Raw genomic sequence first — 22,012 nt, forward strand, 5'->3', positions numbered from 1 at the left:
GTCGGGAGCATGGCAGCGGCCCACAAAACAATCAAGCGTGCTTGCTGGCTTTTTTCCTACCGGTGCGGCAGCGGTGGAACGAGCAGGGGAACCGGGCGGCACACCGGCCGGTGGACGGGCCGTCGCACGGGCGTCGTCACCCGGTCGGCCGCGCCGGACGACACCTCTCCCGGTGAGCTGCCGCCCCGCGCGGGGCGGCACGTCCGGCGGGGGCCGGGAGGCGGAGCGGGCTCACGCCCCGCGGGTGAAGGCCACGTCGGTGAGGTCGCGTTCGAGGACGACGCCCTGGAAGCCGTAGGTGCCGATCGAGGGCACCTTCAGGAGCAGGCAGAAGCGGTCGGTGGAGGCGACCGTGTCCGCTATCCGGCGGTAGGAGCGGCGGAGGAAGTAGGCGGCGGCGTGATTGGTGAGCGCGGTCTGCCCGCAGATCAGGACGACGGGGCGCTCCCCGCCCGGGGCGGTGAACTTGGCGAGCAGCACGTACTCCTCGTTGCCGCTGTCCCGCCGGTGGCACACCCCGCCCGCCTCGATGGCCAGCGGGTGGTCCGGGTGGTCGTAGGGGTGGAAGGTGACGCCGGGAAGGCTGTGCGCGACGTGGCCCGCGCTGCGGACGTTCGACCCGAGCGGCCCGCCGATGCAGAACTCGGGCTTCTCGCCGTTGCCGCCCCGGAAGTCGTCACTGCGGACGACCTCGACCTCGCACCGCAGACCGTGGCTGAGCACGGCCGCCTCGATCATGGCCTGCACGTCGTGGTGGTGCGTGGTGCCCGGGGCGCCGTACTTGTTGTTCATCACGATCAGGCAGGTGTCGCCGGGACGGGCGCCGACCACCCGCATCCGCAGCCGCAGGTCCCGGTTGTGCCGGCCCCGCTGCCACAGCCACACCGCCAGGCCGCTCAGACAACTGGCCAGCAGCCCCAGTACGAGATCACCCAACGCCCCCGCCAGCATGCCGCTCCCCCCGGTGAGTGCCCCGTACCCTACCCGGGTCCGCCGTCGCGGGCCGGAGTGCGGCCGTCAGGGGCCGGTCCCGGCCGTCTTCGCCCTCCCCCGCCCCACCTGCGTCCGCACCGCCCCCATGCTGGCCGCGATGACCAGGGCGATGGCGGCGGCCTCGGTGGCGCTCAGGGCCTGGTCGAGGATGAGGAAACCGGCGGCCGCGGCGAGGGCCGGCTCCAGGCTCATCAGGACGGCGAAGGTGGAGGCGGGCAGGCGGCGCAGGGCGAGCAGTTCGAGGGTGTACGGCAGGACGGAGGACAGCACCGCGACCGCCGCGCCCAGGGCGAGAATCGTGGGGTCGAGGAGCTTCGTGCCGGACTCGGCGACGCCCAGCGGCAGGAAGAGGACCGCCGCGACACCCATCGCGAGGGCGAGCCCGTCCGCCTGCGGGAAGCGGCGGCCGGTGCGGGCGCTGAAGACGATGTACGCCGCCCACATGGCGCCGGCGCCCAGCGCGAAGGCGACGCCCACCGGGTCGAGGCTGCTGAATCCGCCGCCCCCGAGGAGGAACACGCCGGCGAGGGCGAGGGTGGCCCACACGATGTTGATCGCCCGCCGGGAGGCGAGGACGGACAGCGTGAGCGGGCCGAGGACCTCGAGGGTGACCGCCGGGCCGAGCGGGATGCGGGCGACGGACTGGTAGAACAGCCCGTTCATCGCGGCCATGGCGACACCGAAGACGATCACCGTGCCCCAGTCGGCGCGCGAGTGCCCGCGCAGCTTCGGCCGGCACAGCACCATCAGCACGAGGGCCGCCACCAGCAGTCGCAGCGTCACCACCCCGAGGGCGCCGGCCCGCGGCATCAGCGTCACCGCCAGCGCCCCGCCGAACTGCACGGAGACCCCGCCGGCGAGCACCAGCCCGACCGGGCCCAGGGAGCCGCGCCCGCGGGGGACGCCGGCCGGCGCGGACGCGGGGCCGCCCGTCACGGGCGCGGTGGACGGGGTGGCGGCGCTGGGCGTGGTCACGGGCCGGGCCTTCCGGGACGTCGAGTTCGGTGCACTGTCCGGTCCAGAGTATTGGACTCCGTCAGTACCGTGAAACGGTTATATGCCTGACGATGCGGCCGCCGGCCCGCCCCGGTCAACTCCGTCCGTCACGTGGACCACCGGCGGGTACCGTTCCCCCAGGTGCCACCCGCGTCCGTCCCCCACCCCTCCGAGGCCCCGTGCGACGAGTTCTGGTCCGTCTCTGGCGACTCCTGCGCCCCGTGCAGCCCCGCGTCATGTGGCTGCTGCACGCCAAGTTCGTGGTCGGCGTGACCGGCGTGGTGCGCGACGAGGAGGGACGGGTGCTGCTGCTCCGGCACCGGATGTGGCCGCCGGGCCGCCAGTGGGGCCTGCCGAGCGGCTTCGCCCGCAAGGGCGAGGACTTCCGGGACACCGTGGTGCGCGAGGTCCGGGAGGAAACCGGCCTCGACGTCGAGGTGGGCCGCCTCGTCATGCTGAACAGCGGCCTGCGCACCCGCACGGAGGTCGCCTTCGAGGCCCGCCTGCTCGGCGGTGAGCTGCGCCTGGACCCCTTCGAGATCCTCGACGCCCGCTGGTGCCGCCCGGACGACCTCCCGGAGGGCGTACAGCCGGTGTGCGGCCCGCTGATACGGGGCGAGACGACACCCTGACGGCACCGGCGCCCCCGCGTCGGCGGGCGACGCCCGGACGTGGAGCCGCCGGTGCGGGGCCCCCGGTGCGGGCCCCCGGGGGAGGGGCCGCACGGCCGGTGCCGCGGGCCCGGAGGTGGTGCGGGTGCCGCGCGGGCCGGGTCAGCGCGGGTGACCGGGCGCCGGGGGCTCGTCGTCGAGGGCCGCCGCCAGGACCTCCGCCAGGTGGCGGCCCCGTACGCCGGCGAGCTGGTCGAGCTGGGTGCGGCAGGAGAAGCCGTCGGCCAGGACGACCGCCTCGTCCGGGGCCTCGCGCACCGCCGGCAGGAGCCGGTCCTCCGCGCAGGCCGCCGAGACCTCGTAGTGGCCCTTCTCGAAGCCGAAGTTGCCGGCCAGGCCGCAGCAGCCGCCCGCCAGGTCACCGGTGAGGCCGGCCGCGGCGCGGAGCCGGCGGTCGGGGTCCTCGCCCAGGACCGCGTGCTGGTGGCAGTGGGTCTGGCCGGTGACGGGGCGGTTCACCTGGGGTGGGGTCCAGTCGGGGGCGTGCCGCTCCAGGGCTTCCGCGAAGGTGAGGACGCGGGTGGCGAGGAGCGCCGCGCGGGGGTCGTCGTGGAGGAGTTCCGGGGCGTCCGTGCGCAGGGCCGCCGCGCAGCTCGGTTCCAGGACGACCAGGGGGGCGTCGGTGGCCAGGACCGGTTCCAGCAGGTCCAGGGTGCGGCGCAGCACCGTGCGGGTGCGGTCGAGCTGGCCGGTGGAGAGGTAGGTGAGGCCGCAGCAGACCCGGGCCCCGCGGACGGTCGCCAGGGACAGGGCGGAGCGGGTGCGGGCGTCGCCGACCCGTCCGCCCGGGCGCAGGGTCGGGGGCAGCGCCACCCGCAGGCCCGCCGCCTCCAGGACCCGTACGGCCGCCCGGCCCACCGCCGGTGAGAGGTGCTCGGTGAAGGTGTCCGGCCAGAGGACGACCAGTGCGCCGTGGGGCGGGGGCGTATCCCGTCCCCGCCACCACCGGGTGAACGTCTGCCGCGCCACCCGGGGGATATCCCGCTCCCGCGCAATCCCGCCCAGCCGTTTCGCGAGACGCGCCGACGGGCCGACGGAGGCCAGCCCGTTGACCACGCCGGCGGACCGCGTGCGTGCCACCCAGCCCAGCCACTGCGGCAGCCGGCCCATCGTGTAGTGGGCGGCGGGGCGGCGGCGGCCCGCGTAGTGGTGGTGCAGGAACTCCGCCTTGTACGTGGCCATGTCGACCCCGACCGGGCAGTCCGAACGGCAGCCCTTGCAGGACAGGCACAGGTCGAGGGCGTCCCGCACCTCCGGGGAGCGCCAGCCGCCGGTCACCAGCTCGCCCGCGAGCATCTCGTGCAGCAGCCGGGCGCGCCCGCGCGTGGAGTGCTCCTCCTCGCCGGTCGCGCGGAACGACGGGCACATCACCGCCGGCCCGGACACGGACGTCGTACGGCACTTGGCGACGCCCACGCAGCGGCGCACCGCCGCCGAGAAGTCCCCGGCGTCGGCGGGGTAGCCGAAGGCGACGTCGACCGGTTCGCGCGGGAGGACGGAGAAGCGGAGGTCCGCGTCCAGGGGCGCGGGGCGGACGAGCATGCCGGGGTTGAGCAGGTCGTCGGGGTCCCAGAGGGCCTTCACGCGCTCGAAGAGGGCGACCGTCCCGGGGCCGTACATGCGCGGCAGCAGCTCGGCCCGCGCCTGTCCGTCGCCGTGTTCGCCGGAGAGGGAGCCGCCGTGGGAGACGACCAGGTCGGCCAGTTCCTCGGAGAAGTGCCGGAAGCGGGCGACGCCCGGCGCGGTGAGCAGGTCGAAGTCGATGCGGACGTGGATGCAGCCGTCCCCGAAGTGCCCGTAGGGGGTGCCGCGCAGGCCGTGGTCCGCCATGAGCGCCCGGAAGTCCCGCAGGTAGGCGCCGAGCCGGGCGGGCGGCACCGCGCAGTCCTCCCAGCCGGGCCAGGCCTCCGTCCCGTCCGGCATCCGCGTCGCCGTGCCGCTCGCGTCCTCCCGGATGCGCCACAGCGTGCGCTGCCGGGCCGGGTCGGTGACGACGAGGACGTCCAGGGCGTCGGCCGCGCGGGCGACGGTCTCCGCCCGCGTGCGGGCCTCCGCCTCCGTGTCCCCGCCGGTCTCCACGAACAACCAGGCGCCCCCGCGCGGCAGGTCCGCGCCGGCCGGTACGAGATCGGCCGCCATGCCCTCCACGGTCAGCGGCCGGTGCGGCAGCAGCCCCGCCGCCGCCTCGGCCGCCGCGCTCTCGTCCGCGTACGCCAGCACGGCGAGCGCCCGGGAGCGCGGCGCCCGTACGAGGTCCACGACCGCTTCCGTGAGCACGCCCAGCGTGCCCTCCGAGCCGCAGAGGGAGCGGGCGACGTCGGCGCCCCTCTCGGGCAGCAGCGCGTCCAGCGCGTAGCCGGAGATGCGGCGCGGCAGGTCGGGGAAGGCCGTGCGCAGGCGGGCGAGTTCGCCGTCCACCAGCTCCCGCAGTCCCGCCGGGGCCCCGGACCAGTCCCGGCCGGGGCGCAAGCGCTCCCCGCGCGGGGTGAGGACCGCGAGCTCGCGCACGCTGTCGGCCGTCGTGCCCCAGGCCACCGAGTGGGAGCCGCAGGAGTTGTTGCCGATCATGCCGCCGAGGGTGCAGCGGCCGTGGGTGGAGGGATCGGGGCCGAACCGCAGGCCGTGCGGGGCGGCGGCCTCCTGGAGGCGGTCGAGGACCAGGCCCGGCTGCACCACGGCCGTGCGGGCCTCCGGGTCGAGGGCCAGCAGACGGTTCATGTGGCGTGTGAAGTCGAGCACCACACCGGTGCCGGTCGCCTGGCCCGCGATCGACGTGCCGCCGCCGCGCGGCACCACGGGGACGCCGTACGTCCGGCACACCGACAGCGCCGCCGCCACGTCGTCGGCGTCCCGGGGGGCGACCACACCGAGCGGCACCCGGCGGTAGTTGGAGGCGTCCATGGTGGTCAGCGCCCGCGCGGTCGTGGAGAAGTCGACCTCGCCGCGCACCGCGGACCGCAGACCCGCGCGCAGTTCCCGGTGATCCGTCATGTCCTCAGGATGCCCCCGCGTCGCCGGGAGCGGACGACGGCGCACACGGCGCCCCGCCACCCCTGCCACCCCTGAAACACGTGATTTACCGAATGCGACTGCGGAATCTTCCCAAGGCGATCACGAACTCTCATATAGTGACCGCGAGTTGCGCGCAGTTGTCGGACCTCGTTCGGAAAAGCGACCCCGAATTCAGGTCCGGCGTCCCCATCGAACCCCCCGAGGGCCGCGCAGACACGACGGCGCATGCCCGCGGACCGACCGAGGACCCGACCGAGGACCCTGATTGATGACCTCCCCCCTGCTCCCCGGCGACCGCCCCACCCCCCGCAGCCTGGTGCCCGTCCCCCTGATCACCGCGGCACTCGCCGCGCTCGCCGTCGTCGCCGCGATCTTCCTCGTCCCGGACGAGGCCATCGGCGCCACGGTGGTGATCGGCACCGTCGCCGCCGTACTGCTCTGCGCGGCCGCCGCCGTCGCGACGTACGCGGTGCTCTCGGCACGGGCGACACGCGCCCGCCTGGAGTCCGTCACCCAGGACGTCGGACGGCTGCTCCAGGAACGGGCCCGGACGGTGGAGGACTCCCGCCGCCAGCACGAGCGACTGACCGGTGAACTCACCCGCGAGCGGGCCCGGTTGTCCGCCGAACTCGATCAGGAGCGGGCCCACCTCGCCGAGACCCTGGCCGCCGAGCGCGACCGGCTCGCCGAGCAGCACGGCGACGAACTGGCGCGCTCGGCGCGGGAGCACGCCGAGGAAAGGTCCCGGCTCACCGCGGCGCACACCGCCGAACTGGAACGCCTGGCCGAGGAGCACGCCGCCAAGCTGCGCCTCATCACCGAGGAACACACGGCCCACACCGCCCGGACGGCCCGCGACCACGTCGACGAGCTGAAGCGGCTGGAGGAGGAGCGGGCCGGGCTGCTGTCCGAGGCCGCGGGGCTCCGCGAACGCAACGCGCGGCTGACCGCCGAGCTGCGCGAGGCCAACAGCGCCCGCGCCGCCGCCGTGTCCGCGACCGCCAACGCGGCCGGTCGGATGCAGGCACTGTCCACCGGCATGCTCGCCGACCTGCGCGCGATGGAGGAGAAGCACCACGACGAGGAGGTCCTCGCCGACCTGCTCCACCTCGACCACCGCACCGCGCAGGCGGGCCGCCTCGCCGACTCCGTCGCCGTCCTCACCGGCGCCCGTTCCGGCCGCCGCTGGGCCAGGCCCATCGCCATGGAGTCGATCCTGCGCGGCGCCATGGGCCGGATCAGCGGCTACCAGCGGGTCCGTGTCCACTCCGCCAGCGACACCGCGGTCGCGGGCCACGCCGCCGAGGGCGTGATGCACGCGCTCGCCGAACTCCTCGACAACGCCGCGAACTTCTCGCCGCCGACCGCCGAGGTCCATGTGTACGTCGAGGAGGTCCCGGCCGGCGTCATCGTGTCCGTCGAGGACAGCGGCCTCGTCATGGGCGAGGCGCAGCTGCGCCGCGCCGAGCGCGCCGTCTCCGGCGAGTCCGCCGGGCTCGGGGGCCTGACCGGCACCCGGCTGGGCCTCGCCGTCGTCGGCCGGCTCGCCCGGCGGTACGGGCTGCGGGTGTCCTACCGTCCCTCGGCCCGCGGCGGCACGGGCGTGCTGATGCTCGTCCCGCAGGACATCCTCGTCCCGGCGGACGCGGCCCCCGCCGCCCCGCTGACGGCAGCCGCCACGGCCGCCCGCCCCACCCCGCGGGCCGCCACGGCCCCGCAGGCCCCGAAGGCCTCCGCCGTCTCCTCCGCCCCGCCCGCGGACACCGCGTCCCTCGCGGCCGCGTCTCCCGCGGACGGCGGGGACCCCGCGGACACCGGCCTGCCGCAGCGCCGGAGCAGCGTCCGCGACCGGGACCGCGTCCCGGGCGCCGCTCCGTCCGCCACCCCGGCCGCCCCCGCCGGCGCCGCCCCGGAGCGGACGGAACCGGAGACCGCCCACGCCACCGCGGACGGCGGTGACACCCCGGCCGGCCCCAACGCGGGCACCGCGCCCGCCGAGCGGTCCGCGTCCCGCGACGGCGACCGCGCCGCCGTCTCCTACGCCGCGTCCCGCGCCGGGTCCGACCTCGACCCCGACCCGGTCCCCACCCACGAGTCCCCGTCCCCCGACGGCGACGCGCCACCCCTGGTGCTGCCCCGCCGCCGCCGGGGCCGGACCCTCGCCGAGGCCGAGCGCTCGCGTTCCGGCAGCGGCCGTCCCGCCGCTCCCCGGCCCGCCCCCACGGCCGAGGAGACCCGGGCCCGCACCGCCCGCTTCAGCAGTTTCCGCCAGGCCGTCCGCACCCCCACCCCGGACGACACGGCCGACCCGGACACCGGCACCACCGCGGACGCCCCCGACCCCGGCGTCCCGCCCACGACCTCGGAACCGACCCCCGCAGCACAGCCCACCCCCGCGACCCCGGAAGGCGACACCACCTCATGACCGGCACGACGACCGCCGACGAGAAGCTCACCTGGCTCCTGGAGGGGCTGCTGGAGCGCACGCCGGGTGCCCGGCACGCGCTCGTGCTGTCCCGGGACGGCCTGAAACTGTGCCGGACCCCGGAGCTGTCCGCCGACCAGGCCGACCAGCTCGCCGCGATCGCCGCCGGCATCCAGTCGCTGTCGCACGGCGCCTCGATCGAGTTCGGCGACGGCAGCGGCGGGGTGCGCTCGGCCATGACCGAGTTCTACGGGGGCGTGCTGTTCATCGTGGAGGCCGGCGAGGGCGCCCACCTCGCCGTCGTCACCAGCGAGGACGCGGACGCCGGTCTGATCGGGCACAACATGAGCGAACTCGTGGAACAGCTCGGTGAGCACCTGACCGCGCTGCCCCGCACCTCATGAGCCGGCCCGGCAGGGACGACGCCCCCGACCGGCTGTACACCCTCACCGGAGGCCGCAGCCGGTCCGGTCCCGACAACCCCTTCGACCTGGTGACCCTCGTCGTCGCCGAATGCGATCCGGTGCCCGGCATGCAGTCCGAGCACGCGGCGATCCTGCGGCTGACCGAGCGTCCCACGGCGGTCGTGGAGATCGCGGCCGAGATGAAGCTGCCCGTCAGCATCACCCGGATCCTGCTCTCCGACCTCCTCGCGGCGGGCCGGGTCAGCGCCCGCCACCCCCGCAAGGCCGCCGTACCCCACCCCGACATCCTGGAGCAGGTGCTCGTTGGACTCCGCAACCTCTGACCCGCGCACGGACACGGTCACCGAGAGCCGTGCACCGCTGGGCGCGTCGGCCGACAACGGCCTGAAGATCGTGGTCGTGGGCGGCTTCGGCGCCGGCAAGACGACGATGGTCCGCTCGGTCAGCGAGATCCGTCCCCTCAACACCGAGGAGACGATGACCCAGGCCGGTGAGGCCGTCGACGACACCAGCGGGGTCAGCGCCAAGACCTCGACCACCGTCGCCTTCGACTTCGGCCGCATCACCCTCGACGCGCACAACGTGCTGTACCTGTTCGGCGCGCCCGGCCAGGAGCGCTTCTGGTTCCTGTGGGACCGGCTGTTCTCCGGCACCCTCGGCGCGGTCGTGCTGGTCGACACCCGGCGCATCGACGACTCCTGGTACGCCATCGACCGGCTGGAGAAGCACGGCACGCCGTTCATCGTGGCCTGCAACGACTTCGGCGGCGCCACCTTCACCCCGCAGGCGATCCGCGAGGCCCTCGACCTCGACCCGCACGTGCCGCTGGTGAACTGCGACGCGCGGTCCCGGGAGTCCAGCAAGATCGTGCTGATCACGCTGGTGGAGCACATCCAGAACCTGTACGCCGACCCGGCCCGAGCCCCCCGTCAGGAGCTGGTGTGAGCCCCGCCTCCCTCCCCAACGCCGTCCGTTTCCAGGGGTCCCTGCTGCAGGACGACCCGGCCCGGGTGTACCGGGAGATGCGGCGCGAGCACGGCAGCGTCGTACCGGTGGTGCTCGACGGCGACGCACCGGCCTGGCTGGTGCTGGGCTACCGCGAACTGCACCAGATCACCGGCGACCCGGTGCTGTTCAGCCGCGACTCCGAGCTGTGGAACCAGTGGGAGAACATCCCCGACGACTGGCCGCTGCTGCCGATGATCGGCCGCAGGCAGCCGTCGATCCTCTACACCGTCGGCGAGCGGCACCGCGAGCGGGCCGGGATGCTGGTGAACGCGCTGGAGGCGGTCGACCCGTTCGAACTGCGCGGCTACGCGGAGAAGTTCGCGGACGAACTAATCGACGGCATCTCCCCCCAGGGCACCGCCGACATCATCGGCGAGTTCGCCATGCTGCTGCCGGTGCGGGTGCTGGCCCGGCTCTACGGCTTCCCCGACGAGGCGGGCCCCGCCCTGGTCACCGCCCTCAACGACATGATCGACGGACGGGAGCGGGCCCTCGCCGGCCAGATCCACCTGTTCACGTCGATGACGGAACTGGTGGCCGCCCGCAGGAAGGAGCCCGCCGAGGACGTCACGTCCCGGATGCTCGCCGACGCCTCGGGGTTCACCGAGGAGGAGATCTGCCAGGACCTGATGGTGATGATGGCGGCCGGCCACCAGCCGACCGCCGACTGGATCGGCAACTCGCTGCACCTGATGCTCACCGACAGCCGCTTCGCGGCCTCGCTGTTCGGCGGCCGCAACAGCATCGCCGAGGCGATGAACGAGGTGCTGTGGGAGGACACGCCGACCCAGAACGTGGCCGCCCGCTGGGCGTCCCGCGACACCCAGCTCGGCGGGCGCCGCATCCGCGCCGGCGACATGCTGCTCCTCGGCCTCCAGGGCGCCAACTCCGACCCCCAGGTGCGTACCGACGGCTCGGCGCTGACCGGCGGGAACGGCGCCCACTTCTCCTTCGGCCACGGGGAGCACCGCTGCCCGTTCCCGGCGCAGGAGATCGCCGAGGTGATCGCCAGGACCGGCATCGAGGTCGTACTGGACCGGCTGCCGGACATCGACCTCGCGGTACCGGCCGCGCGGCTGACCCGCCGCCCGTCTCCGTGGCTGCGCGGACTGTCCGAGCTCCCGGTCACGTTCACACCCACTCCCGCCCTTGGAGGCACGCGCGCATGACGGCTGCTACGGACACCACGACGCCGGACACCGGACAGACCCGCATCGCCCTCGACCCCTTCGTCTCCGACCTGGACGGGGAGAGCGCGGCGCTGCGGGCCGCGGGGCCGCTGGCCGCCGTGACGCTGCCGGGCGGCGTACCGGTGTGGGCGGTCACCCGCCACGCCGAGGCGAAGAAGCTGCTCACCGACCCGCGTCTGGTGAAGGACATCAACGTCTGGGGCGCCTGGCAGCGCGGCGAGATAGCCCCCGACTGGCCGCTGATCGGACTGGCGAACCCGCCCCGTTCCATGCTCACCGTGGACGGTGCCGACCACCGCCGGCTGCGCACCCTGGTCGCGCAGGCGCTCACCCCGCGCCGGGTGGAGCGGATGCGGGAGCGGATCACGGAGCTGACCGAGGGCCTGCTGGACCAGGTGGCCGCCCAGCCGGGCGACACGGTCGACCTCAAGGCCCTGTTCGCCTACCCGCTGCCGATGTACGTGATCGCCGACCTGATGGGTCTGGCGGAGGAGCGGCTGCCGCGGCTGAAGGAGCTCTTCGAGAAGTTCTTCTCCACCCAGACCCCGCCCGAGGAGGTCCTCGCCACGCTGACCGAGCTGGCCGGGATCATGGCCGAGACGGTCGCGGGCAAGCGCGCGAACCCGGGCGACGACCTGACCTCCGCGCTGGTCCAGGCGTCGGAGGACGGGGACCACCTCACCGACGAGGAGATCGTCTCCACCCTCCAGCTGATGGTGGCGGCCGGCCACGAGACGACGATCTCCCTCATCGTCAACGCGGTGGTCAACCTGTCCCTCCACCCGGAGCAGCGGGACCTGGTGCTGTCCGGCAGGGCCGAGTGGTCGGCGGTGGTCGAGGAGACACTGCGGTACGCCACGCCGACGTCGCACGTGCTGATCCGGTTCGCGACCGAGGACGTACCGGTGGGCGACAAGGTCCTGCCGGCCGGGGACGCGCTGATCGTGTCGTACGCGGCGATCGGCCGGGACGAGCAGGCGCACGGGCCGACGGCGGGCGACTTCGACATCACCCGGGAGAGCGCCAGCCGGCACATCTCCTTCGGTCACGGCCCGCACGTGTGCCCCGGCGCCGCCCTGTCCCGCCTGGAGGCCGGGGTGGCGCTGCCGGCCCTGTACGCCCGCTTCCCCGGCCTGGACCTGGCGGTCCCGGCGGAGGAACTGCGCAACAAGCCGGTGGTCACCCAGAACGACCTGTTCGAGCTGCCGGTGAGGCTCGGCGGCTGACCCGAGCGGGCGGTGGACGGGCCTCCTCCCGGCCGTCCGCCGCCCGTCCCACCGCACTGTCCGCCGCCCCTCCCGGCGCGTCTCCCGCCGCCCGCCCGCCGTCGTCCGGCACCGTCCGCGGCGCGTCTCAGCGGACGGACGATGTTTCGCCCGGGTTTCCCTCAGCCGCTAGGCTCCGTCCGTGGCTGAGATCCAGATTCCCGCTGACATCAAGCCCGCCGACGGACGTTTCGGCGCGGGTCCCTCCAAGGTGCGGACGGAGGCGCTGGACGCCCTGGCCGCGACCGGCACGTCCCTGCTCGGCACCTCCCACCGCCAGGCCCCGGTGAAGAACCTGGTCGGCAAGGTGCGCGAGGGCATCTCCGAGCTGTTCTCCCTCCCCGAGGGCTACGAGGTGGTCCTGGGCAACGGCGGCTCCACCGCCTTCTGGGACATCGCGACCCACGGCCTCATCGAGAACAAGTCGCAGCACCTCACCTTCGGCGAGTTCAGCTCGAAGTTCGCCAAGGCCGCGAAGCTCGCCCCGTGGCTCGCCGAGCCCACCGTCGTCTCCGCCGACCCGGGCACGCACCCCGAGGCGGTCGCCGAAGCCGGCGTGGACGTCTACGCGTTCACCCACAACGAGACCTCCACCGGTGTGGCCATGCCGATCCGGCGCGTGGCCGGTGCCGACGAGGGCGCCCTGGTCCTGGTGGACGCCACCTCCGGCGCGGGCGGCCTCCCGGTCGACATCGCCGAGACGGACGTCTACTACTTCGCCCCGCAGAAGTCCTTCGCCTCCGACGGCGGCCTGTGGATCGGCGTGTTCTCGCCCGCCGCGATCGAGCGCGCCGAGCGCGTGCACGCCTCCGGCCGGCACGTCCCGGAGTTCTTCTCGCTGCCCACGGCGATCGACAACTCCCGCAAGAACCAGACGTACAACACCCCGGCCCTCGCCACCCTGTTCCTGCTCAACGAGCAGCTGGAGTGGCTGAACGGCCAGGGCGGTCTCGACTGGTCCACGGCCCGTACCAAGGACTCCTCGAGCCGTCTGTACGCGTGGGCGGAGGAGTCCAAGCACGCGACCCCCTTCGTCACCGACCCGGCCAAGCGCTCGCAGGTCATCGGCACCATCGACTTCTCCGACGAGGTCGACGCCGCCGCCGTCGCCAAGGTCCTGCGCGCCAACGGCGTCGTCGACACCGAGCCGTACCGCAAGCTGGGCCGCAACCAGCTGCGCGTCGCGATGTTCCCGGCGGTCGACCCGGCCGACGTCGAGGCGCTGACGCGGTGCGTCGACCACGTCATCGAGCGGCTGTAGCCGGCCGTACGTGAGCGGGGGCGCCCGGTGGATCCCGTCCACCGGGCGCCCCCGCGTACGGGCCCGTGCGCGGGCCGCTGGTTCACCTCACCGGCTCAGCCGCTGGAACCTGCGTACCGCCAGCGGCAGGAAGACGGCGGTGAGGACGAGCGGCCACACCCCCGCCATGAGCAGCGCGTGCTGCTCGACCCAGGAGTCGCCGCCGCCGACCGGGGTGCCGAACAGGTCGCGGGCCGCGGCCGCCGTGGAGGAGATCGGGTTCCAGGCGGCCACCCAGCCCAGCCAGTCGGGCATGAGCTGCGGGGCGACGAAGATGCTGGAGATCATCGTCAGCGGGAAGGCGACCGCGAACAGGCCGCCCGCCGCCTCCGGGTTGGGCACCAGCAGGCCCAGCCAGACGCCGAGCCAGATCAGCGCGAACCGCAGCCACAGCAGCAGTCCGAACGCCGCCAGGAACCCCCAGCCGCCGTCCGGGCGCCAGCCCATGACCAGAGCGGTGAGCATCAGGATGGCCAGCTCGGCGCAGGCGACGATCAGATCGGTCACCCCGCGCCCGGCCACCACCGCCGACGACGCCATCGGCATCGAGCGGAAGCGGTCGATGACGCCCTTGGTGGAGTCGTAGACCACGACGGTCGCGGTGTTGATGAAGCCGAACGCCATCGTCATCACGAACATCCCGGGCATCAGGAAGTCCTTGTAGTCACCGCCGCCGGGCACCTGCATCGCACTGCCGAAGACGTAGCCGTACAGCAGCACCGACAGGATGGGGAAGCCGAGCTGCCAGGCGATGTTGACCGGCTGGCGCCGGTAGTGGGTCAGGCTGCGGCGGACGAGGTTCCAGCAGTCCGCCAGGGCCCAGTACAGGCGGCCGCGGGGGGCCGGTCCGGTCAGGTCGAGGGCGCTCATGCCGCCGTCTCCTCCTTCTCCGTGCGGTGTCCGGTCAGGCGCAGGAACACGTCGTCGAGGCTGGGCCTGCGCAACCCGATGTCCTCCACCCGTACGCCCTCGTCCTGCAGGGTGCGGGCGACGTCCGTGAGCGCGGCCACCCGGTCGGTCACGGGGGCGTGCACCCGCAACTCGGTGTCGTCCGACTCGGGTTCGCCGTCGGCGACCCGGGCGACCACCTTCACCGCGCGGGGGATGTCGGCCCGGTCGGCGACCACGACCTCGATCCGGTCGCCGCCGACCAGGTTCTTCAGTCCGTCCGGGGTGTCGTCGGCGATGGCCCGGCCCTGGTCGATGACGGTGATCCGGGAGGCCAGCCGGTCGGCCTCCTCCAGGTACTGCGTGGTCAGCAGCACGGTCGTGCCGCCGGCCACCAGCGCCCGCACCGAGTCCCAGACCTCGCCCCGGCTGCGCGGGTCGAGGCCGGTCGTCGGCTCGTCCAGGAACAGCACGGCCGGCGTGAGGATCATCGAGGCCGCCAGGTCCAGCCGGCGCCGCATGCCGCCGCTGTAGTCGCCGACGCCCTTGTCGGCGGCGTCGGCCAGGTCGAACTGCTCCAGCAGCTCCGTCGCGCGCGCCCTGGCCCGCCGGCCCCCCAGGTGGAACAGCCTGCCGAACATCTCCAGGTTCTGCCGCCCGGTGAGCACCTCGTCCACCGCCGCGTACTGCCCGGTGAGCCCGATCCGCGCCCGCACCTCGCGCGGGCTGCGGGCCACGTCGAGTCCCGCCACCGTCGCCCGGCCGCCGTCGACCCGGATCAGCGTCGACAGGATGCGGACGGCGGTGGTCTTGCCGGCGCCGTTCGGCCCGAGCAGTCCGTGCACCGTGCCCTCGCGGACGGCGAGGTCGAAGCCGTCGAGGGCGCGCTTCTCGCCGTAGCGCTTCTCCAGGCCCTCGGCCCGGACCGCGTAACCGTCGTCGTGCATGGGTCCCCCTCTCCTCAACTGGGTACACCGTACCTGATTGCGCGTACGCCGTACCCAGTTTTTCCGCGCGGATCTAGACTGCCCTCATGAGCGGTGGCGGGAGCGGTGCACAGACCAGTGGCGGCGGCGACATCGCGCGCACCCTCGACCTGCTGTGGGACACGGGACCACGGCCCAGCCGGGGGCCGAAGCCCGGCCTGACCCTGGAGCGCGTCGTGGAGGCCGCGATCGAGGTCGCCGACCGGGACGGACTCGGCGCGCTGTCGATGCGCCGCATCGCCACGGAGCTGGGCACCGGCACGATGTCCCTGTACCGCTACGTCCCCGGCAAGGCCGAACTGCTCGACCTGATGCTGGACCGGGTGCAGCGGCCCGCGGAGAACCCCGCGGACCCCGGTGACGGCTGGCGGGCGGCGCTGGAGGCCCTGGGCCGGGCCGCCCTCGCCCTGTACCGCCGGCACCCCTGGCTGCTGGAGGTCAACCAGTCCCGCCCGATCCTCGGCCCGAGCGCGCTGGACGGCATGGAGAGGGTGCTCGCCCGGATCAAGCCGATGGGCCTGTCCGACCCGGAACTGGTGTCGGCGATCATCATGATCGACGGGTACGTCGTCGGGGCCGCCCGGACGCAGCTGTACCAGGAGGAGGCGGAGCGCAGCTCGGGGCTGACGGACGCGCAGTTCTGGGAGGCGCAGCGGCCGGCCCTGGAGAAGGCCATGACCAGCGGGCGCTACCCCGTCCTGGCCGGCCTCTCCGAGGACACCTTCGGCTCCGACTTCGACCACTTCGAGTTCGGGCTCCAGCGCATCCTGGACGGCCTGGAGGAGTTCGTCGCCCGGCGGGCGGCGGGCGAGGGGGCCTGACCGGCTCCCGGCTCAGCGGCGGCGCCGGCGCAGGCGGCCCAGTCCGAAGAGGGCCGCGACGGCCACGGCCAGCGTGACCGCGCCGATCCTGACGGTGGCCCCGTCGCCGCCGTCCGCGGTGCTCTTCCCGTCCTCCGTGCGGGCGCCCTTCCCGCCTCCGCCCCCGCCCCCGCCGGCGCCGGGCGCCTCGCGCGACTCGACCGGGCTCTCGGCGCCCTCGGTGCCGTACAGCAGGCGGGTGCCGTCGGCGCTGAAGGTCACGGACTCCCCCTGCCCCTGGAGCGGCACGCTCAGCCGGCCCTCGCGCCGGAGCTTCCCGCCGTTCCACGCGTAGTGGATGCCGCCGAAGTAGCCGCGCACGGCGAGGTCCTCGCCGTCCGGGGAGAGCGCGGCGTCGGTGGCCCACAGTTCGACGGGGGCGAGCGGGCGGAACACGTTGTCCCCGGACGCCGAGAGCTTCTCGGGCCCCTCGTACAGGTGTCCGCCGTCTTCCTTCTTGTCGATGAGGTAGACGCGCCCGGTCTTCGGGTGCACGACCATCGCCTCGGCGTCCCGGGGGCCGTCGGAGTACTTCACCACGTACTGCGTGGCCCGCACGGTGGCGTCCCCCAGCTCCCTCGGCTCGGGCAGTTCGTAGATCCAGACGTAGGGCCAGGTGCCGCCGAGGTTGTCCCCGATGTCACCGACGAGGATCCGGTTGCCGGGCCCGACGGAGATCGCCTCGACGTCCCGGGGCGTGCCGACGCCGGTGAGGGTGAGCCGGGCGACCGTCTCGCCGCTGGCGCTGTCGACGGCGTACAGGTAGGGGCCGTCGTCGCTGTCGTTGTGGGTCCAGTAGACGCCGGGGTGGAGGCGGGAGGCGGCGAGCCCGCTGGACTCGGTGATGCGCGGGTCCTTGACCGTGAAACCCTCGTTGCCGTCGGCGGCGGAGGCTGCGGGCACGGCGAGAGCGCCCGTGAGGACGGTCGCGGCGAGCAGGGCGAAAGGTCTGCGCATGGGCCAAGACTGCCACGGCGCGGCGGACTTCACGGCGGGTGTCCGGTCTCACATCGCGGCGTCCGGACCGATCGACCATGATGAGCGTGTGCTCAGGTTCATGCCCGTAGGTGACTCGATGACGATCGGGAGCGCGGGTGAACACACCTGGCGCTACCGGATGTGGCAGCACCTGTGCACGGCGTACGGCGGTCCCTTCACGCTGGTGGGCCCGCGCGAGGCACTCCACGACCCCTCGGCGGACGCCCCGACCTCCTACGCGTACGCCGACCCGGACTTCCCCCGCGCCCACCTGGCCGGCTGGGGCGAGGGCTGGCACCACATGACCCCGCTGATCGGCGACGCCGTGCGCTCCTGCCGCCCGGACGTGCTGCTGGTGTCGCTGGGCCTGATCGACCTCGGCTTCTACACCAACGCCGAGCAGACGGCCGGCAACGTGCGGGCGTTCGTCGCCGAGGCGCGGGCGGCCCGGCCCCGCGTCCGCATCGCCGTCATGCCGGTGATCCGCAACATCCGGGTGGAGGCGGACACCTCGTTCGCCGACCAGGTCGCCCGCTTCAACGAGCTCCTCGGCAAGACCGTCGCCGACCTCGACGCACCGCGCTCCCCGCTGCTGCTCGTCCCGCCGCCGCGGTCGTACGACTTCCACACGGACACCTACGACGGCACCCACCCCAACGAGACCGGCGAACACAAGATCGCCGCCGCCTTCGCGGAGGCGCTGTGGCAGGAGTGGGAGCTGGGCGGGCCGTACGGGGCGGCGTGAGGCGCCCGACGGGCGAGCGAAGATATCGAGCGACGCGTTTCGCGGTGTGCGGTGCGGTGGAACTCGAAGTTCTGCACAGTGCCCGGTCCAAGGCCGATGCCGAGCGCATCCGCGACGAGATGCGCGGCTTCGACTGGCTCCCCTCGCCGGACGAGGCCTGGGACCGGGCAATCGAAGTGCGGACGCTCCTCATCAAGAAGGGCAACTGGCAGGCGCTGTCCGTATCCGACCTGATCGTCGCGGCGACCGCGGAGCGCCACGGAGCCGTGGTGCTCCACTACGACGGAGACTTCGACATGATCGCCTCGGTCACCGGGCAGCGGACCGCCTGGGTCGTTCCGGCGGGCTCAGCCGACTGATCATCGCCCCCTTGCATAGAGCGCACTCCAAGCCGTTGGCTTGATGAACATGAGGTACACGCAGCTCGGACGCACAGGTCTCAAGGTCAGCCGGCTCGTCCTCGGGACGATGAACTTCGGTCCGCAGACCGACGAGGCCGACAGTCACGCCATCATGGACGCGGCGCTGGACGCCGGTATCAACTTCTTCGACACCGCCAACGTGTACGGCTGGGGCGAGAACAAGGGCCGCACCGAGAGCATCATCGGGAGCTGGTTCGCGCAGGGCGGCGACCGCCGCGACAAGGTGGTCCTCGCGACCAAGGTCTACGGGAACATGGGCGCCGACGGCGAGGCCTGGCCCAACCACGACAAGCTGTCGGCGGTGAACATCCGGCGGGCCGTCGACGCCTCGCTGAAGCGGCTGGGCACCGACTACATCGACGTCTACCAGTTCCACCACGTCGACCGGGACACCCCGTTCGAGGAGATCTGGCAGGCGATCGACGTCCTGGTCCAGCAGGGCAAGATCCTCTACGTCGGCTCCTCGAACTTCCCGGGCTACAAGATCGCCCAGGCCAACGAGATCGCCGCCCGGCGCGGCGGGACCATCGGGCTGGTCAGCGAGCAGTGCCTGTACAACCTCGCCGAGCGCCGCGCCGAGATGGAGGTGATCCCGGCCGCCCGCGACTACGGGCTCGGGGTGATCCCCTGGTCGCCGCTGCACGGCGGACTGCTCGGCGGTGTGCTGAAGAAGCAGGCCGAGGGCGGTCGCCGCGCCTCCGGGCGGGCCGCCGACACGCTCGCCGATCCGACCGCACGTGCGCAGATCCAGGCGTACGAGGACCTGCTCGACAAGCACGGCATCGAGCCCGGCGAGGCGGCGCTGGCCTGGCTGCTCACCCGGCCCGGGGTGACCGGTCCGATCGTCGGCCCGCGCACGGCCGAGCAGCTCGCGTCCGCGCTGCGGGCGGCCGAGCTGGAGCTGAGCGAGGAACTGCTGGCCTCGCTGGACGAGATCTTCCCGGGGCCGGGGCCGAGCCCCGAGGCCTTCGCCTGGTAACCACGGGCACGCCGTACGGGCCGGCGTCGGCGCTACTTGCCCAGCGCCGACGCCAGCCCCACGACGACGAACATCAATACGAGCGCACCGGCCATGATCCGGTTCCGGGTTTTCGGGTCCACGCCGTCGAGCCTAACCGGCCGCGCCCAGTGGCCGGCGGGCGACCGCCTCGTAGCGGGGCTGCTCGCCCGGGACCCCGGACCTCGGCAGGTGGCTGCGCACCAGCACCAGTTCGTCCACGGTCCAGGTCCGGCCGCGGAAGTCCGCCAGCGCGTCGAGATACGGCCGCACGTCGACGGCGTCCCGGCTGCGGGCCACCGTCAGATGGGCCCGGTACCGGCGGTGCTCGTCCATCGGCACGCCCGCCTTCCGCGCGGCCGCCTCGGCCCGCTCCGCGAGCAGCCGCAGGGACCGCAGGTCACCCTCCGCGCCGGCCCACAGGGCCCTCCCCCGCCCGAACTGGCCGCCGCCGCCCAGTGCCAGCTCGAACGGCTCGGTGCGGGCGGCGGCCCGTGCCAGCCGGTCCGTCAGCCCGGGCACGAGCTCCTCACCGACCTCCCCGTAGAACGCGAGCGTGAAGTGCCACCCGGCCCGCTCGGTCCACCGCATCCGGTCCGCCCCGGGCAGCTTCCGCAACCGCCCGACCTCGACGGCAAGAGCCCGGACCACGTCCTCGGGGGGCAGCACGGCGGCGAAGAGTCTCATGCCCCCAGTCTCACAGGGGAACGCGTGTACGTTCCCGCGTGTCCCGGACGCCGTGCGTATCGTTGTACCGCGCGGCTGCACGCTTCGAGCGGCGGCCGGGGAGGAACGCCACGATGACCGTCCTCGAAGACAGGACCGCGATGGCCGAGAGCAGCGTGTGCTTCGGCTTCGGCACCGAGATCGATCTGGTCCGGACGGCCGTGGGTCTCGTCCTCAAGACCGACGAGTTCCCCCGCGACCGGCCGGGGGCGCGGCCCGAGGGTGATCACGCCACCGGCGCCAGCGCCTCCTGACGCTCCCGGGGCACGAACCGCACGCGCGGGTGGCCCCGGTCCCAGCCCACCGACAGCCGCAGGCCGCCGAGCCGGGCCAGGATCAGGCCGATGACGGACGCCGCGGCCACCGCCACCGCGCCGCCGGCCGCGAAGCCGACGCGGGCACCGTAGGTGTCGGTGATCCAGCCGACGATCGGGGCGCCGACCGGGGCGCCGCCGAGGAACACCATCATGTAGAGGGCCATGACACGGCCGCGCATGACCGGGTCGGTGGCCATCTGGAGGCTGGTGTTGGTGGTGACGTTGACCGTCATCGAGAACAGGCCCAGCGGGACCATGATCAGAGCGAACATCCACAGCTGCGGTGACGCCGCGGCGAGGATCTCCAGCGCGCCGAACGCGATGGCGGCCATGATCAGCAGCCGCAGCCGGGCGGTGCGGCGCCGGGCGGCGAGCAGGGCGCCGGAGACGGAGCCGACCGCCATCAGCGTGTTGAACATGCTGTAGACGCCCGCTCCCCCGTCGAAGACGTCGTCGGCGAAGGCGGAGAGGTAGACCGGGAAGTTGAAGGCGAAGGTGCCGATGAAGCCGACCAGGACGATCGGCCAGAGCAGCTCGGGCCGCCCGGTGACGTACCGCACGCCCTCCCGGAGCTGCCCCTTGCCGCGCGGGGCGCGCTCGACGGGGTGCAGCTCGCGGGCGCGCATCAGCATCAGGCCGGTGAGCGGCGCGACGAACGACAGTCCGTTGAGCAGGAACGCCCAGCCCGTGCCGACACCGGTGATCAGCAGGCCCGCGACGGCGGGGCCGACCAGGCGGGCGGACTGGAAGTTCGCGGAGTTCAGGCTGACCGCGTTCTGCAGCTGGCCGGGGCCGACGAGCTCGGAGACGAAGGCCTGCCGGGCGGGGTTGTCGACGACGGTGGCGAGTCCGAGGGCGAAGGCGGCGACGTAGATGTGCCAGACCTCGACCAGTCCGGTCAGGGTGAGGACGGCGAGCGCGATCGCGGTGAGGGCCATCGCGGTCTGGGTGACGATGAGGGCGGGCCGCTTGCGCAGCCGGTCGACGAGGACTCCTCCGTAGAGGCCGAACAGCAGCATCGGCAGGAACTGCAGGGCCGTGGTGATGCCGACGGCGGCCGAGGAGCCGGTGAGGCTCAGCACCAGCCAGTCCTGGGCGATGCGCTGCATCCAGGTGCCGATGTTGGAGACCACCTGGCCGAGGAAGAACAGGCGGTAGTTCCTGATCCGCAGCGAGGAGAACATGGAGTTCTTGCGGGCGGGGGTGTCGAGGGCGGCCTGGGTGTCGCGGTGGTCAGGTGCGGGGGCGGAAGCTGCTCCGGATCCCGTACTCAAAAGGGTTCGCCTCCTTTGCCACGGCCGCTGCCCGCGGCGCGCTCGGGTGCTCAGATGTGCGCGAGTTTCTCCAGCACGGGGGCGGCGGCGCGCAGTTTCGCCCACTCGTCCTCGTCGAGGTCCTCCACCAGCGTCGCGAGGAACGCGTTCCGCTTGCGGCGGCTCTCCTCGAGCATCGTCTCGGCCTGCTCGGTCTGGGTGACGACCTTCTGGCGCCGGTCGTCGGGATGCGGCTCCAGTCGCACGAGTCCCTTGGCCTCCAGCAGCGCCACGATGCGGGTCATCGACGGCGGCTGGACGTGCTCCTTGCGGGCGAGCTCGCCCGGGGTGGCGCGGCCGCAGCGGGCCAGCGTGCCGAGCACCGACATCTCGGTGGGGCTGAGGGACTCGTCGACGCGCTGGTGCTTGAGCCGACGGGACAGCCGCATCACGGCGGAGCGGAGGGCGTTCACGGCGGCTGCGTCGTCGCCATGGCTGAAGTCCGGCATGTTCGTTAGAGTAACTCATTACTCTCTCTAAAGACCACCGGGATGC

The 22,012-nt window shown here is 73.5% G+C and carries 22 protein-coding genes; 13 read left to right on the forward strand and 9 right to left on the reverse strand.

All coding sequences use genetic code 11. The features are described from left to right. Positions 1-231: 231 nt before the first annotated feature. Together IE118_RS16360 and IE118_RS16365 are read right to left on the reverse strand one after the other, a co-directional pair. On the reverse strand, positions 232-936 hold the full coding sequence (locus IE118_RS16360; RefSeq protein WP_221345320.1) for a hypothetical protein: 705 nt from the start codon (positions 934-936) through the stop codon (positions 232-234). A gap of 81 nt (positions 937-1,017) precedes the next feature. Continuing rightward, positions 1,018-1,968, reverse strand: a complete 951-nt coding sequence (locus tag IE118_RS16365) for an EamA family transporter (protein WP_189558605.1) — start codon at positions 1,966-1,968, stop codon at positions 1,018-1,020. 200 nt (positions 1,969-2,168) lie between these two features. On the opposite strand from IE118_RS16365, the gene IE118_RS16370 reads away from it, so the two are divergent. Next, the gene (locus IE118_RS16370) at positions 2,169-2,621 is read left to right on the forward strand and encodes an NUDIX hydrolase (RefSeq protein WP_229846829.1); all 453 of its coding nucleotides are present in this window, start codon (positions 2,169-2,171) and stop codon (positions 2,619-2,621) included. A gap of 141 nt (positions 2,622-2,762) precedes the next feature. On the opposite strand, the gene IE118_RS16375 is transcribed toward IE118_RS16370, so the two are convergent. Further along, the gene (locus IE118_RS16375; protein ID WP_189558607.1) at positions 2,763-5,651 is read right to left on the reverse strand and encodes an FAD-binding and (Fe-S)-binding domain-containing protein; all 2,889 of its coding nucleotides are present in this window, start codon (positions 5,649-5,651) and stop codon (positions 2,763-2,765) included. Between the two features lie 289 nt (positions 5,652-5,940). On the opposite strand from IE118_RS16375, the gene IE118_RS16380 reads away from it, so the two are divergent. The 7 genes from IE118_RS16380 to serC all read left to right on the forward strand — a co-directional run bounded on the left by IE118_RS16380 (position 5,941) and on the right by serC (position 13,246). Beyond that, the gene (locus IE118_RS16380; protein WP_189558608.1) at positions 5,941-8,097 is read left to right on the forward strand and encodes an ATP-binding protein; all 2,157 of its coding nucleotides are present in this window, start codon (positions 5,941-5,943) and stop codon (positions 8,095-8,097) included. Then, on the forward strand, positions 8,094-8,501 hold the full coding sequence (locus IE118_RS16385; RefSeq protein ID WP_189558609.1) for a roadblock/LC7 domain-containing protein: 408 nt from the start codon (positions 8,094-8,096) through the stop codon (positions 8,499-8,501). Before IE118_RS16380 ends, IE118_RS16385 begins: the two co-directional genes overlap by 4 nt. After that, complete coding sequence (locus IE118_RS16390; RefSeq protein ID WP_189558610.1) at positions 8,498-8,845, forward strand: DUF742 domain-containing protein; 348 nt, start codon at positions 8,498-8,500, stop codon at positions 8,843-8,845. The genes IE118_RS16385 and IE118_RS16390 overlap by 4 nt, the downstream gene beginning before the upstream one ends. Further along, a complete protein-coding gene (locus IE118_RS16395) occupies positions 8,826-9,467 on the forward strand; it encodes a GTP-binding protein (RefSeq protein ID WP_373298357.1) in 642 nt (213 codons plus the stop codon). The genes IE118_RS16390 and IE118_RS16395 overlap by 20 nt, the downstream gene beginning before the upstream one ends. Next, positions 9,464-10,699: a cytochrome P450 gene (locus IE118_RS16400; RefSeq protein WP_189558611.1), complete on the forward strand. Its 1,236-nt coding sequence runs from the start codon at positions 9,464-9,466 to the stop codon at positions 10,697-10,699. Before IE118_RS16395 ends, IE118_RS16400 begins: the two co-directional genes overlap by 4 nt. Next, positions 10,696-11,946 (forward strand): cytochrome P450 family protein, encoded by a 1,251-nt coding sequence (locus tag IE118_RS16405; protein ID WP_189558612.1) that lies wholly within the window; start codon positions 10,696-10,698, stop codon positions 11,944-11,946. Before IE118_RS16400 ends, IE118_RS16405 begins: the two co-directional genes overlap by 4 nt. Before the next feature lie 181 nt (positions 11,947-12,127). Then, positions 12,128-13,246 carry a phosphoserine transaminase gene (gene serC, locus IE118_RS16410; protein ID WP_189558613.1) on the forward strand — a complete coding sequence of 373 codons (1,119 nt, stop codon included), beginning with the start codon at positions 12,128-12,130 and terminating at the stop codon, positions 13,244-13,246. 87 nt (positions 13,247-13,333) lie between these two features. Here serC and IE118_RS16415 read toward each other — a convergent pair whose 3' ends face one another. Then, positions 13,334-14,155, reverse strand: coding sequence for an ABC transporter permease (locus IE118_RS16415; protein WP_189558614.1), 822 nt, complete (start codon positions 14,153-14,155; stop codon positions 13,334-13,336). Then, positions 14,152-15,120: an ATP-binding cassette domain-containing protein gene (locus IE118_RS16420; RefSeq protein WP_189558615.1), complete on the reverse strand. Its 969-nt coding sequence runs from the start codon at positions 15,118-15,120 to the stop codon at positions 14,152-14,154. The genes IE118_RS16415 and IE118_RS16420 overlap by 4 nt, the downstream gene beginning before the upstream one ends. Before the next feature lie 86 nt (positions 15,121-15,206). Here IE118_RS16420 and IE118_RS16425 point away from each other — a divergent pair, with 86 nt between their 5' ends. Further along, complete coding sequence (locus tag IE118_RS16425; RefSeq protein ID WP_189558616.1) at positions 15,207-15,980, forward strand: TetR/AcrR family transcriptional regulator; 774 nt, start codon at positions 15,207-15,209, stop codon at positions 15,978-15,980. Positions 15,981-15,992: 12 nt separating this feature from the next. Here the strand turns inward: IE118_RS16425 and IE118_RS16430 are convergent, their stop codons facing one another. Beyond that, positions 15,993-16,976, reverse strand: coding sequence for a WD40 repeat domain-containing protein (locus tag IE118_RS16430; RefSeq protein WP_189558617.1), 984 nt, complete (start codon positions 16,974-16,976; stop codon positions 15,993-15,995). 88 nt (positions 16,977-17,064) lie between these two features. On the opposite strand from IE118_RS16430, the gene IE118_RS16435 reads away from it, so the two are divergent. Genes IE118_RS16435 through IE118_RS16445 form a run of 3 tightly spaced genes read left to right on the forward strand, consistent with a single transcriptional unit; the run spans position 17,065 to position 19,143 of the window. Then, the gene (locus tag IE118_RS16435) at positions 17,065-17,742 is read left to right on the forward strand and encodes an SGNH/GDSL hydrolase family protein (RefSeq protein WP_189558618.1); all 678 of its coding nucleotides are present in this window, start codon (positions 17,065-17,067) and stop codon (positions 17,740-17,742) included. Positions 17,743-17,786: 44 nt separating this feature from the next. Further along, a complete protein-coding gene (locus tag IE118_RS16440; RefSeq protein WP_373303193.1) occupies positions 17,787-18,101 on the forward strand; it encodes a PIN domain nuclease in 315 nt (104 codons plus the stop codon). 49 nt (positions 18,102-18,150) lie between these two features. Beyond that, positions 18,151-19,143, forward strand: a complete 993-nt coding sequence (locus tag IE118_RS16445; RefSeq protein ID WP_189558620.1) for an aldo/keto reductase — start codon at positions 18,151-18,153, stop codon at positions 19,141-19,143. Between the two features lie 132 nt (positions 19,144-19,275). Here IE118_RS16445 and thpR read toward each other — a convergent pair whose 3' ends face one another. Next, the gene (gene thpR / locus IE118_RS16450; protein WP_189558621.1) at positions 19,276-19,848 is read right to left on the reverse strand and encodes an RNA 2',3'-cyclic phosphodiesterase; all 573 of its coding nucleotides are present in this window, start codon (positions 19,846-19,848) and stop codon (positions 19,276-19,278) included. A 113-nt stretch (positions 19,849-19,961) separates the two neighbouring features. On the opposite strand from thpR, the gene IE118_RS16455 reads away from it, so the two are divergent. Further along, entirely contained in the window at positions 19,962-20,141 is a 180-nt protein-coding gene (locus IE118_RS16455; RefSeq protein WP_189558669.1) for a hypothetical protein, read from the forward strand. Here the strand turns inward: IE118_RS16455 and IE118_RS16460 are convergent. Further along, positions 20,114-21,478: an MFS transporter gene (locus IE118_RS16460; protein WP_189558622.1), complete on the reverse strand. Its 1,365-nt coding sequence runs from the start codon at positions 21,476-21,478 to the stop codon at positions 20,114-20,116. The two genes, IE118_RS16455 and IE118_RS16460, sit on opposite strands and share 28 nt — an antisense overlap. Positions 21,479-21,528: 50 nt before the next feature. Then, positions 21,529-21,966, reverse strand: a complete 438-nt coding sequence (locus tag IE118_RS16465; protein WP_189558623.1) for a MarR family winged helix-turn-helix transcriptional regulator — start codon at positions 21,964-21,966, stop codon at positions 21,529-21,531. Positions 21,967-22,012: the final 46 nt, after the last annotated feature.

The organism is Streptomyces pilosus, from assembly GCF_014649835.1.
GTDB classification, from domain to species: Bacteria; Actinomycetota; Actinomycetes; order Streptomycetales; family Streptomycetaceae; genus Streptomyces; species Streptomyces pilosus.